The sequence below is a fragment of the Cupriavidus cauae genome (genome assembly GCF_026210475.1).
GTDB classification, from domain to species: Bacteria; Pseudomonadota; Gammaproteobacteria; order Burkholderiales; family Burkholderiaceae; genus Cupriavidus; species Cupriavidus cauae.
This window is the reverse complement of sequence record NZ_CP080293.1, coordinates 3,117,203-3,128,702: the sequence shown is the minus strand read 5'-3', so window position 1 is coordinate 3,128,702 and position 11,500 is coordinate 3,117,203. Positions and strand designations below refer to the sequence as shown.

General features: G+C 67.0%; 11 protein-coding genes and 1 tRNA gene. 3 read left to right on the top strand and 9 right to left on the bottom strand.

The features are described 5' to 3' along the window. Positions 1 to 177 precede the first annotated feature (177 nt). Positions 178 to 264, bottom strand: a tRNA-Leu gene (locus KZ686_RS13925). A 180-nt stretch (positions 265 to 444) separates the two neighbouring features. Here KZ686_RS13925 and KZ686_RS13920 point away from each other — a divergent pair. Together KZ686_RS13920 and KZ686_RS13915 are read left to right on the top strand one after the other, a co-directional pair. After that, a complete protein-coding gene (locus tag KZ686_RS13920; RefSeq protein ID WP_265632651.1) occupies positions 445 to 810 on the top strand; it encodes a hypothetical protein in 366 nt (121 codons plus the stop codon). A gap of 159 nt (positions 811 to 969) precedes the next feature. Beyond that, complete coding sequence (locus tag KZ686_RS13915) at positions 970 to 1,377, top strand: heme-binding protein (protein ID WP_149317052.1); 408 nt, start codon at positions 970 to 972, stop codon at positions 1,375 to 1,377. Between the two features lie 127 nt (positions 1,378 to 1,504). Here the strand turns inward: KZ686_RS13915 and KZ686_RS13910 are convergent, their stop codons facing one another. The 4 genes from KZ686_RS13910 to KZ686_RS13895 all read right to left on the bottom strand — a co-directional run bounded on the left by KZ686_RS13910 (position 1,505) and on the right by KZ686_RS13895 (position 3,980). Further along, positions 1,505 to 1,849, bottom strand: coding sequence for a hemin uptake protein HemP (locus KZ686_RS13910; protein ID WP_265632650.1), 345 nt, complete (start codon positions 1,847 to 1,849; stop codon positions 1,505 to 1,507). Between the two features lie 238 nt (positions 1,850 to 2,087). Continuing rightward, positions 2,088 to 2,501: an ExbD/TolR family protein gene (locus KZ686_RS13905; protein WP_149317054.1), complete on the bottom strand. Its 414-nt coding sequence runs from the start codon at positions 2,499 to 2,501 to the stop codon at positions 2,088 to 2,090. Between the two features lie 38 nt (positions 2,502 to 2,539). Then, complete coding sequence (locus tag KZ686_RS13900; RefSeq protein ID WP_149317055.1) at positions 2,540 to 3,268, bottom strand: MotA/TolQ/ExbB proton channel family protein; 729 nt, start codon at positions 3,266 to 3,268, stop codon at positions 2,540 to 2,542. A 46-nt stretch (positions 3,269 to 3,314) separates the two neighbouring features. After that, positions 3,315 to 3,980: an energy transducer TonB gene (locus KZ686_RS13895; RefSeq protein ID WP_149317056.1), complete on the bottom strand. Its 666-nt coding sequence runs from the start codon at positions 3,978 to 3,980 to the stop codon at positions 3,315 to 3,317. Between the two features lie 578 nt (positions 3,981 to 4,558). On the opposite strand from KZ686_RS13895, the gene KZ686_RS13890 reads away from it, so the two are divergent. Continuing rightward, entirely contained in the window at positions 4,559 to 6,859 is a 2,301-nt protein-coding gene (locus tag KZ686_RS13890; RefSeq protein WP_149317057.1) for an AAA family ATPase, read from the top strand. Between the two features lie 147 nt (positions 6,860 to 7,006). On the opposite strand, the gene murI is transcribed toward KZ686_RS13890, so the two are convergent. The 4 genes from murI to KZ686_RS13870 form a co-directional block, all read right to left on the bottom strand. Then, positions 7,007 to 7,855: a glutamate racemase gene (gene murI, locus KZ686_RS13885; RefSeq protein WP_265632649.1), complete on the bottom strand. Its 849-nt coding sequence runs from the start codon at positions 7,853 to 7,855 to the stop codon at positions 7,007 to 7,009. 121 nt (positions 7,856 to 7,976) lie between these two features. After that, the gene (locus tag KZ686_RS13880) at positions 7,977 to 9,500 is read right to left on the bottom strand and encodes a fumarate hydratase (protein WP_149317059.1); all 1,524 of its coding nucleotides are present in this window, start codon (positions 9,498 to 9,500) and stop codon (positions 7,977 to 7,979) included. A gap of 287 nt (positions 9,501 to 9,787) precedes the next feature. Next, a complete protein-coding gene (locus KZ686_RS13875) occupies positions 9,788 to 10,336 on the bottom strand; it encodes a TIGR00645 family protein (protein ID WP_149317060.1) in 549 nt (182 codons plus the stop codon). Between the two features lie 144 nt (positions 10,337 to 10,480). Beyond that, positions 10,481 to 11,479, bottom strand: a complete 999-nt coding sequence (locus tag KZ686_RS13870) for a DMT family transporter (RefSeq protein ID WP_265632648.1) — start codon at positions 11,477 to 11,479, stop codon at positions 10,481 to 10,483. Positions 11,480 to 11,500: the final 21 nt, after the last annotated feature.

Here is an 11,500-nt window from a genome sequence, read left to right as displayed (position 1 = left end):
AAGGTGCTGCCGGGGTGTGAGGCAAGGCGCTACCGGAGCGCGAGGTAAGGTGCTGCCGGGTGCGAGGAAGGTGCTAGCGGCGGTGCAAGGCAAGGTGCCGCTGGGGGGGCAGGGTACGGTGCCACCGTGGCGCGGGTCGTACCGTATAAGTACGGGCGGGGGGGCTTGCGGCGTGGTTGGTGCGGCCGACGGGACTCGAACCCGTAAGCCCGGAAAGGCGGCAGATTTTAAGTCTGCTGAGTCTACCAATTTCTCCACGGCCGCACGGCAAGCCCGGTATTGTGGGCGGTCGCCGCCCGGGACGCAAGCGCCGCATGATCGCTCCGATACCCTTGCCCGCAAGGATGTTACTGGCGGTAACAATGTAGAACTCGCCGTTGCACCTGTGATTGGGCGTAGGCCTAGAATACGGGTATAAAGATCAACCTTGCGAGGAGCAAGATCATGAAACGTTGGTTGCTCGCAGGGCTTGGCGTGCTGGCTGCGATGGCCTCAGGCGCCGCGATGGCCCGTGTCGACGTCGGCGTGGTGATCGGCGTGCCGGGCGTCGTGGTCGGCGGTCCTGCCTACTATCCCCCGCCGGCCTATGTTGCGCCCCCGCCCGTGGTGGTGGCGCCGGCGCCGGTCTACTACGGTCCCCCGCCGGTGGTGGTGCGGCCGCCGGGTTACGGCTACTACGGTCCTCCGCACTATGGCCCGCCGCGCTACTACGGGCCGCCGCGCTATTACGGTCATCCTGGCCGGCACTATCACGGTGGACGGCACGGCCACTGGCATGGCGGCCACGGCCATCGCCACTACCGCGATTGATCCGGCGAAGCGAGCGATCTGAAGCACAAGGGCCCCTGCGGGGCCCTTTGCTTTTTTGGCATGGCTGTTTTGCCCGACAAAGGTGCCCGGCGTCGTGGTCACCGAAGTGGTGCCGGCGCTATACTGCCGGCTCATTGTTTATCGATTCAGGAGAGTGGTATGCAGCAAAAGTCCGTGCTGACTGCGGAAGACGTGAAGAAGGTGATGGCCGCAGCCGAAGCCGAGGCCAAGGCCCATCACTGGGCCGTCTCGATCGCCATCGTCGATGACGGCGGCCATCTGCTGGCTCTGCAGCGGCTCGACGGCGCTGCGCCGATCTCCGCCTATATCGCGACCGAAAAGGCCCGCACCTCGGCGCTGGGCCGCCGCGAATCGAAGATCTACGAAGACATGATCAACAACGGCCGCAATTCGTTCATGACGGCGCCGGTGCTGCAGGGCATGCTGGAAGGCGGCGTGCCCATTATCGCCGGCGACCAGGTGGTCGGCGCGGTCGGCGTGTCGGGCGTCAAGTCCAGCGAAGATGCGCAGATCGGCCGTGCGGGCATTGCGGCGCTGGGTGTCTGATCCGGCGGCTTCGGCCTGATCGTTCTTCATCGGCCGCCGGCGGTTGCGGCGGCCGGGCCCGCTCCGTCCTCGAGCGGGTTGCCCGATGCCGGGATGCCGCGCGATGCGGCATGCCACGGCGAGCGGCTTACTTCGTCAGAATCAGTTTTCCGTAGCGCGTCTTGCGCAGCGTGTAGACCTCGCCGTTATGCAGGATCGGCAGCGTGGTCGCGCCCCGCATCAGCGCTTCCAGCGGCACCGCCTCGGCGGTCTGTGCGGGGGCTGCATGGGCAGCCGCATTGGCGCTGCGATTGTCGCGCACCAGTGCTTCGAGGCGGGCCACCGCCGACTTGACCGTCGCCATCGCCGACGGCGCCGCAGTCTCGCGGCGCGCGTTCGGCGCCGGATTCTCGTTCACCACCACGCGGCGCAGCGACAGGCGGCGGCGGGTGACTTCGCGCGGTTGCGTCAGCGGCAAGGCTAGGGTGCTCATCGATGGGGCTCCTGTTGGGGGATGGTCGGTTCACGGCGCCGGGAACGGTGGCTGCCGTCGTGCCGTTCATATTAAATGAGAATCGTTATCATTACAACGACTCTGTGCATGATATCGGGCGGCCGAAGGCAGCGCTGCCAAAAAACGCATTTGGTTTCATTCGAAACACAAAAGAAAAAGCCCCACCGCAGGGTGGGGCTTGGGGAAAGCGGCGCGGCACTGCGCGCCGCTGGGGGTCTTACTGCTTCGGCTCCGTGATGAAGCCGATCTTGCCGAGACCGCCGTGCTGCGCGGCGGCCATCACCTCGGCCACGCGCTCGTAGCGCACGTCGCGGTCGGCGCGCAGATGCAGCTCGGGCTGCGGCTGTTGCTGGGCCGCCTGCGCGATATTGTTCTGCAGCGTCGTGTCGTCGATCTCCTGCTGGTTCCAGAACACCTTGCCGGCCGCGTCGATCGACAGGTTGATGTTCTGCGGCTTGGGATCGTTGGGCTGATTGGTCGCACGCGGCAGGTCGATCTTGACCGCGTGATTGATCACCGGGATGGTGATGATGAAGATGATCAGCAGCACGAGCATGACGTCGACCAGCGGCGTCATGTTGATCTCGCTCATGACTGCGTCATCGTCATCGTCGAGAGTACCGAATGCCATGATGACTTCCTTTCGAGCGGAGGGCGGTCCGCGTCAGTTCAGTTCTTGACCGCGAGGCGCACCGCGTTGTCGTCGGCGGCGCGGGTGCCGGTCGGGCGCACGCGGGCGCCGGTGACGAAGTAGGCGTGCAGATCGTGCGCGAAGCGGTTCAGCTTCGAGATCACCGCCTTGTTGCCGCGCGTCAGCGCGTTGTAGCCGAGCACCGCGGGGATCGCCACGGCCAGGCCGAAGGCCGTCATGATCAGCGCTTCGCCGACCGGGCCGGCGACCTTGTCGATGGTCGGCACGCCCGAGGCGCCGATGCCGATCAGCGCGTGGTAGATGCCCCAGACGGTGCCGAACAGGCCGACGAACGGCGCGGTCGAGCCCACCGAGGCGAGGATGGCCAGGCCCGACTGCATGCGCGAAACGGCATCGTCGATCGCGCTCTTGAGCGAGCGGGTCAGCCAGTCGGAAATATCCATCACGTCATGCAGCTGCGGCTGGCTGGCGCGATGGTGCTGGGCCGCTTCCTTGCCGGTCAGCGCCAGCGTGCGGAACGGATTCGATTCGCTGCTGCCGAGCGTTTCGAGCGCATGGTCGAAATCGTCCGAATGCCAGAAGCGCTTTTCCGCGCCCTGCGCCATTTTCTTCAGGCGGACCAGATCCCACGCCTTGGTGAGAATCACGATCCATGACGCCAGCGACATGACGAGCAGAATGATGGCGGTCGCACGCATGACGAAATCGCCTTGCGCCCACAGATGGCTGAGTCCGAGGTCCTGCATGATGGTTCCTGGTAAGTCGTAAATCGTATGGAGGGTTCAGTTCAAATCAGTTCAGCTCGAAAGCGATCGGCTGCTGCGCGGTGACCGCGATCGCACGACCATTCTCGACATAAGGCTTGCAGCGCATCCGCTGGACCGCGTCGATCGCGGCCTGGTCCAGGCGCGACGAGCCGCTGGAGCTCACTACGGCGGTCTTGACGACCTTGCCGGTATCGTCGGTGGTCAGGCGCACCACGGTCTTGCCGGTCTCGCCCATCCGCCGCGATTGCGACGGGTAGGTCGGTTGCGGCGGCGTGCATTGAATCTCGCCGATCCCGACGGCGCGCGGACCGGTGGCGACCGGTGCCGGCTCGGGCGGCGGCGGAGGGGCGGGCGGAGCCGGCGGCGCGGGCGGCGCTTCCACCGCGGTCGGGGTCGGCGGCAGCGCCGGCGTCGGCTCGATGCGCGGCTCCGGCTTCGGTTGCGGCTTGGGCTGCGGCGTCGGCTTGGTGACCTTGACCTGCTTGGGCGGGGTCTCCGGTTTCGGCGTCGGCTTGGGCGGCTCCGGTGCCGGCTGCTGCGGCGGTTCCAGCGGAATGATACGGGCGATGATTTCGGGCGCGATCACCGCTTCGGTCATCTTGCGCGCGAGCCCACTCTGGATCAGATACAGCAGGCCGGCGTGGAAAAGCAGAACGGCAAGCGTGATCTTCAGGAAACGTTGATCGAACATGTGAGACAACAAATTTCGGCTAACCGGCGTTGCAGGCGCGGCCTTCCGCCCGAAGGCGGCTACGGTGTGTCGGGCGCGAGCGGCGCGGCGATTCGGCTGGTCTGCAGCCGTCCCAGCAATCTATTTACGGCGAAACAGCACCAGCGAAATACCGCAACCAACCAGCAGGCTAATCAGCAGTTCCATGATAAACGCTCCTTCAAAGTCAAAGCCCGGGGGAGCGCCACTCTCTGGCAGCGTGTCAGCGCGTGAGTATAAACGATAATGATTCCTATTTGTCGGCCTTCTCGCCACATAACCCTGCAGGAGAGCGGGTCGGCCTGGCGGCGCCGTGCGGGGGTCGCCCCGACTAACTGCGCCCGGCAAAGCGAGCTAGCATACGAAAAAGGGGGCCGGTGAACTGGCAGGCGGCCCGCACGACAAAGGGTAAAGCAGGCGGAACAGCAGGCGATCGAGGTCAGTAAAAGAGCACGCGGCAGGAACAGCGGCAAAGCAGGCCGAGAACCAAGCGAAAAAAACGGCGAAGGAAGCGGCGGCGACGGTCCTCCGTCGCTCGTCCGGGACGAGGAGCCTTGCCCATGGATTTCACCCGCAGCATCGACGAGGACCGGCCGGCGCTGTTGCGCGCGGCCCCCGGGGCGGGCGCCACCACGGCGCTCGACTGGATGTGCGCCCAGTTCGCGCTGCGCGTGGTTTGCGCGCTCGGACCGCGTTTCAATCTGCGCAGCAATATCAACGACGTGCTGACGGTCAGCGCGCAGGAGCTGGTGTGGCCCTACGGCGTGGTGATGCGCGTGCAGCGGTTCCTCGCCGCGCGCTGCGCCGACATGCCGGCCTGGCGCGGCGCGGGCCGGCTGACTCCCGAGGAATTTCTCGAGCGGCACGGCCAGTGGAACAGCGCCTTCGACGAGGGGGCCCTGTTCTATTACCTGGACGAGTACGTCAAGCACCATGCCAAGGACATGTTCACCGTGTTCGAGGTCTCGGCCGCCGCGCTGGCGGCCCGGCTCGACGGCGAGCGCGTGCTGCTGGTCCGCAATATCGACATGCTCAGCCATGTGCTGGACCTGCCCGACCACGAGCGCAAGCTGCTGCTCTTCGCCGCGCTGGCCAAGTACAAGCGCGACCTGCGCGCGGTGATGGTCGACTGCAAGGTCGCGCACAGCCAGGAAGCCTTCCAGATCCTGGCCGGGCTCACCGGGGCCGCGCCGGCCCAGGTGGCGGCGTCGCTGCGGCCGGGCTCGCGGCTCGAGACGCTGAACCTGATCGAGCAGCCGCTGCCCGAAAACAGCGTGACCGATCTGGGCGACCTGATGCGGCTGTCGGACCGGCTGCTGCATGTGCTGCTCGGCAACTACGCCGACGAGGCCGAGATGATGGCGGTGTTCACGCGCCCGGCCGCGCCGCCGACGCTGTCGAGCACCGACTACCCCCATGTCGAGAGCGACGCCCGCTATCTGACCGCGCTGCTGGCCAACGCCACGCGCCAGCATGCCGAGGGCGTCAACGTGCTGATCTACGGGCCGCCCGGCACCGGCAAGACCGAGTTCGCGCGGCTGCTGGCGCGCGAGGCCGGCTGCGAGCTGTACGAGGTCGACTGCCTGGACCGCGACGGCAACAGCCTGTCGGGCAAGGACCGCTATCGCTCGCTGCAGGTCTCGCAGGCCTTCCTGCGCGGCCGCGCCAATACCGCGCTGCTGTTCGACGAAGTCGAGGACGTGTTCCCCGGCTCGGCGCGCGAGCTGATGAGCCTGTTCGGGCAGGAGGACACGCGTGCCTCGGTCAACGGCAAGGCCTGGGTCAACCAGACGCTCGAGCGCAATCCGGTGCCCGTGATCTGGATCTCCAACTCGATCCGGCAGATCGATCCCGCCTATCTGCGCCGCTTCCAGTTCCATCTGGAGCTGCGCATTCCGCCGCCTCAGGTGCGCGAGAACATCATCCGCAAGCACCTTGGCGGACTGGCGGTCGACGATGCCTTTATCGCGTCGCTGGCGGCGCGCCGCACGCTGACGCCGGCGCAGGTGCAATCGGCCGCGCGCTTCGTGCAGCTGGCCCAGCCCGGCATCGGCGAACCGGTCGAGACGCTGATCCTGCGCCAGCTCGAACACGCCGACCGCGCGATGGGACTGCGGCCCGAAGCGGAGACGCGGCCGGTGGTCACGCATTACCGGCTCGATCGGCTCAATCTGGAAACGCGCTATCGGGTCGAGCGGATCATCCAGGCGCTGCAGGCGCGGCGACGCGGCACGCTGTGTTTCTACGGCCCCCCGGGCACCGGCAAGACCGCCCTGGCCGAGCATATCGCCGCCGCGCTGGAGCTGCCGCTGATGATCCGGCGCGCTTCGGACCTGATGAGCAAGTACGTCGGCGAGACCGAGCAGCAGATCGCGGCGATGTTCGCGCGCGCCGAGGAAGACGGCGCGGTGCTGCTGCTCGACGAGGCCGACAGCTTCATGCAGAGCCGCCAGCAGGCGGTGCGCAATTACGAGGTGTCCGAGGTCAACGAGATGCTGCAGGGGATGGAGCGGTTCAACGGCATCTTCGTCTGCACCACCAATCTGTTCGACCGGCTCGACGAGGCCGCCTTGCGCCGCTTCTCGTTCAAGATCCGCTTCATGCCGCTGCTGCCGGCGCAGCGCGAATCGATGTTCGTCGACGAGGCGCTCGACGGCGATGCGTCCGCGCTGGACGATGCGATGCGGCGCGAACTGGCGGCGCTCGACGGCCTGACGCCGGGGGACTTCGCCACCGTCAAGCGGCAATGCGCGTTGCTGGGCGAAGCGCTGACGCCGGACGAATTCCTTGCCCAGCTGCGCCAGGAGCATGCGGTCAAGCCTGAGGTGCGGGAGCGTCGTCCGCTGGGCTTCGTGCGTTGATGTTGGGCAGGGGGGCGGGCAACGAGGCCCGCAACATGGCTGGCAACGAAGCAGGCAATGAAGCTGGCAACGAGGCTCGCAAAGAAGCAGCGGCGAGGCTCGCAACGAATCAGGCACCAGCAGGGCAAGCAGCGCCCTGCCGTACCATCACAGCGAAATCGGCGCCGGTTCGATGACTACCGTTTCGGCCGCGGCATCGACATGCAGCAGCGCGCGCGCCATCCTGCGCAGATGTTCGGCGTCGCTGGTGGTGCAATAGCGCGCCACCGCGATCGGATTCGCGCCAGGTTCGATGCCCGTATTCCCGCCCATCCCGGCGTCCGCCGCCAGGCCGTGTTCGGTCAGCTTGCGCTGCAATTGCCGCGCGACCGCGACGCCGGTATCGATCAGCGTCATGCGCTCGCCGATCAGGCCGCGCACGGTCTCGCTCAGGAAGGGATAGTGGGTACAGCCGAGCACCAGCGTATCGGCGCCGGCTTCGAGCATCGGCGCCAGGCAGGTCTGCAGCCGTTCGCGAACCAGCGGCCCGTCGACATCGCCTTGCTCGATGCGCGCCACCAGTCCGCCGCCGGGCTGGCAGACGAAGCGGCACTGGTCCGCCAGCGAGTGCAGCAGCCGCGCGAACTTGTCGCTGGCGAGCGTATTGGCGGTGGCCAGCACGCCGACCACCTTGCTGCGGCTGGCCGCGACCGCCGGCTTCAATCCGGGTTCGACACCGACGATGGGCAAGGGCAGGCGTTCGCGCAGCGCCTGGATGCCGTGCGCGGTCGCCGTATTGCAGGCCACCACCAGCGCCTTGCAGCCCTGCGCCGCCAGCCATTCGCAGGCCTGCAGCGTGCGCGCCTGCACGAAGGCCTGCGGCTTGTCGCCATAGGGCGCATAGCGCGAGTCGGCGAGATAGAGCAGGGTTTCGTGCGGCAGCAGCGCGCGGACCTCGCGCAGCACGGACAGGCCGCCGAGGCCGGAATCGAAGATGCCGATGGGGGACGGGGACACGGGAGGACGGTGTGTGTTCCCTCTCCCGTGCGGGAGAGGGCTGGGGAGAGGGCTGGGAGGAGAACAGGCGGTGAATCGTACCGGGCGACCGCGTTCCGCTATCGCCCGGCAGCCACCGGCCTTAGACCGCCGCGACCGGAATCTTGCCGATCCTGGCCTGCCATTCGGCGGGGCCGGTCTTGTGCACCGAGGTGCCGCTGCTGTCGACCGCCACCGTCACCGGCATGTCCTTGACGTCGAACTCGTAGATCGCTTCCATGCCGAGGTCTTCGAAGGCCAGCACCTTGGCGCCGCGGATTGCCTTCGACACCAGGTAGGCCGCGCCGCCGACCGCCATCAGGTAGGCCGACTTGTGCTTCTGGATCGATTCGATCGCCACCGGGCCGCGCTCGGCCTTGCCGATCATCGCGATCAGGCCGGTCTGCGACAGCATGGTCTCGGTGAACTTGTCCATCCGCGTGGCGGTAGTGGGGCCGGCCGGGCCGACGACCTCGTCGCGCACCGGATCGACCGGACCGACGTAGTAGATCACGCGGTTGGTGAAGTCGATCGGCAGCTTCTCGCCCTTGGCCAGCATGTCGGCGATGCGCTTGTGCGCGGCGTCGCGGCCGGTCAGCATCTTGCCATTCAGCAGCAGCGTCTGGCCCGGCTTCCACGAGGCGACTTCCTCGGGCGTCAGGGTGTTCAGATCGACGCGCCTGGACGTCTCGGTGTTCGGCGCCCACTCGACCTGCGGCCACTGCGACAGGTCCGGCGCTTCCAGCTTCGCCGGGCCGCTGCCGTCCAGCGTGAAATGCACGTGGCGGGTCGCCGCGCAGTTCGGGATCATCGCCACCGGCTTGGACGCTGCGTGCGTCGGCGCGGCCATGATCTTGACGTCCAGCACCGTGGCCAGGCCGCCCAGGCCCTGCGCGCCGATGCCCAGCGCATTGACCTTCTCGTACAGCTCGACGCGCAGTTCCTCGATCCAGTCCTTCGGACCGCGGGCGATGATGTCCTGGATGTCGATCGATTCCATCAACGATTCCTTGGCCATCACCATCGCCTTCTCGGCGGTGCCGCCGATGCCGATGCCCAGCATGCCGGGCGGGCACCAGCCCGCGCCCATGGTCGGCACGGTCTTCAGCACCCAGTCGACGATCGAGTCGGACGGGTTCAGCATCACGAACTTGGACTTGTTCTCCGAGCCGCCGCCCTTGGCCGCGACCTGAATGTCGACCTTGTCGCCCGGCACGATCTCGTAGTGGATCACCGCGGGCGTGTTGTCCTTGGTGTTCTTGCGGCCGCCTTCGGGCGGATTGACGATCGAGGCGCGCAGCACGTTGTCGGGATGGGTGTAGCCCCGGCGCACGCCTTCATTGATCATGTCGGTCAGGCTCATGGTGGCGCCGTCCCAGCGCACGTCCATGCCGACCTTGACGAAGACGGTCACGATGCCGGTGTCCTGGCAGATCGGGCGCTTGCCTTCGGCGCACATGCGGCTGTTGGTCAGGATCTGCGCGATCGCATCCTTGGCCGCGGGACTTTGCTCCAGCTCGTAGGCACGGCCCAGGCTGGTGATGTAGTCCATCGGGTGGTAGTAGCTGATGTACTGCAGGGAGTCGGCGACGCTCTGGATCAGGTCTTCTTGCTTGATGACGGTCATGTCTTGTGGGGGAGGGCAGTCGGACAAAAGCTGACGAAAATTCCGCCCGGAATCATACACCCCCTCGCAGGACCCGTCCCGGAGGCCGGCCGGCGGTCCGGCATGGAATGTGGCGTAAATTCCATATCATGCGCGAATATCGGCCAAGAGCCGCGACATGCCGCGACATGCCGCGACATGCCGCGACATGGCGGCGCATGAAAAAACCGCGGCCGGGAGCCGCGGTCTTCGAGGGCTGGCGCAGTGCCGGCGTCGCGGCCGGCACTGCGGGAGGCCGCCGGGGCGGGTCAGAGCCCCCGATCCTGCAGCGCCGGATGCGAGTGCGTGATCATCTTGTCGACCCACGCCATCGCGATCGCCGAGAACAGGAAGGCGACGTGGATCACCACCTGCCACATGATCGTATGGGTGTCGCGCTGCCCCGCGTCGATGAAGGTCTTGAGCAGGTGGATCGACGAGATGCCGATCAGCGCCATCGACAGCTTGACCTTGAGCACGCCGGCATTGACGTGGTCCAGCCATTCCGGCTCGTCCGGATGGTTGTCGATGCCCAGCCGCGACACGAAGGTCTCGTAGCCGCCGACGATCACCATGATCAGCAGGTTGGAGATCATCACCACGTCGATCAGGCCCAGCACCACCAGCATGATCTTGTTCTCGTCGTACTCGGTGACGTGGGCCAGCAGATGCCAGACCTCCATCAGGAAGTGATAGACGTAGACGCCTTGCGCGACGATCAGGCCCAGATACAGCGGCAGCTGCAGCCAGCGCGAGGCGAAGATCAGACGGGGAATCGGCCGCATCCGTTGCGGCTCCGGCGATAAGTTCGATGCCATGGTCCTTGCGTAGGGGGTTGCCTGGGGGTGCCCAGGGATTGCGTGAGAGGTTACGAAAGAGCTTGCATGGAAACGTTGCGCTGCCGGTGCGGCAGCACGACGTGCCGGCCGGCGCCCCGATCGAGGTTCGGGGCGGCGCCCCGGTCAGCGGCCGCGGGATTGTACCGTGGCGCCGTGACCGGACCCGATGCCGGCGGCCTTGTCGCGGCTCTCGCCGCTGTCCCCGCTGTCGCCGCGTTGTGCGGCCGCCGCCCGCGCCAGCCTGCCCGGCCAGCTCGCCAGCGCGATGCCCGCCAGCACGCAGACCAGCGCGACGCCGTGTGCCCAGCCCGGCGTCTCGCCGAGGAACACGATGCCGTAGAGCGCCGCCGCGATCGGCAGCACCGAGGTGAACACGCCGGCCAGCTGCGCCGGCACATGGCGGATGCCCTTCATCCACAGCCAGAACGAGAACACGCTGGCCGACAGCGCGTACCACAGCACCATGGCCCACACATGCAGCGGCACGGTGCTCGCATCGAAGTCGAGCAGCGGCACCAGCCCGAGCGGCAGCATCAGCAGGCCGCCGATCAGGTGCGTATAGGCGCAGATCTCGATCGCGGCCAGCGTCTGCGCCAGCCGCTTGGACAGGATCACGTAGATCGATTCGCAGACCACCGCGCCCATCACCATCAGGTTGCCGAGCAGCGCATCGCCGCCGCCGCCGTGGTGGCCGCCCCGCGCGATATTCAGCTCCGCGATGCCGGCCACCGCCAGCAGCACCGACAGCACGGTGCGGCGCGACAGCCGTTCGCGCAGCACCAGCCACGACAGGATCGCCACGGTCGCGGGAATGGTGCTGGTGATGACGCCGGCGGACATCGCGCTGGTCAGCCGCACGCCGCCCAGCATCAGCAGCGTGAACAGGAAGGTCCCGAAGAAGGCCTGCAGGAACAGGTTGAACCACTCGCGGCGGGACACGCGGCGCATGCGCGCGGGCCGATACCACGGAGACAGGCAGACGATGGCGACCACGAAGCGCAGCAGCGCGAACAGCAGGATCGGCACATGGGCCACGATCGCCTTGCCGAGGCCGACATTGCTGCCGACCAGCGCCATCGAGGCGGCCAGCAGCAGGGCATTCAGGGGAAGGGAAGGGGGCACGGGATCGGTCTTCGGTGGCAC

Bases quoted from the DNA above. Each gene is read 5' to 3' on its own strand.
- KZ686_RS13905 (WP_149317054.1), bottom strand. From the start codon at position 2,501: ATGGCATTCGGTACTCTCGACGATGACGATGACGCAGTCATGAGCGAG.
- KZ686_RS13900 (WP_149317055.1), bottom strand. From the start codon at position 3,268: ATGCAGGACCTCGGACTCAGCCATCTGTGGGCGCAAGGCGATTTCGTC.
- KZ686_RS13875 (WP_149317060.1), bottom strand. From the start codon at position 10,336: ATGGCATCGAACTTATCGCCGGAGCCGCAACGGATGCGGCCGATTCCC.
- KZ686_RS13915 (WP_149317052.1), top strand. From the start codon at position 970: ATGCAGCAAAAGTCCGTGCTGACTGCGGAAGACGTGAAGAAGGTGATG.
- KZ686_RS13890 (WP_149317057.1), top strand. From the start codon at position 4,559: ATGGATTTCACCCGCAGCATCGACGAGGACCGGCCGGCGCTGTTGCGC.
- KZ686_RS13895 (WP_149317056.1), bottom strand. From the start codon at position 3,980: ATGTTCGATCAACGTTTCCTGAAGATCACGCTTGCCGTTCTGCTTTTC.
- KZ686_RS13920 (WP_265632651.1), top strand. From the start codon at position 445: ATGAAACGTTGGTTGCTCGCAGGGCTTGGCGTGCTGGCTGCGATGGCC.
- KZ686_RS13910 (WP_265632650.1), bottom strand. From the start codon at position 1,849: ATGAGCACCCTAGCCTTGCCGCTGACGCAACCGCGCGAAGTCACCCGC.
- KZ686_RS13880 (WP_149317059.1), bottom strand. From the start codon at position 9,500: ATGACCGTCATCAAGCAAGAAGACCTGATCCAGAGCGTCGCCGACTCC.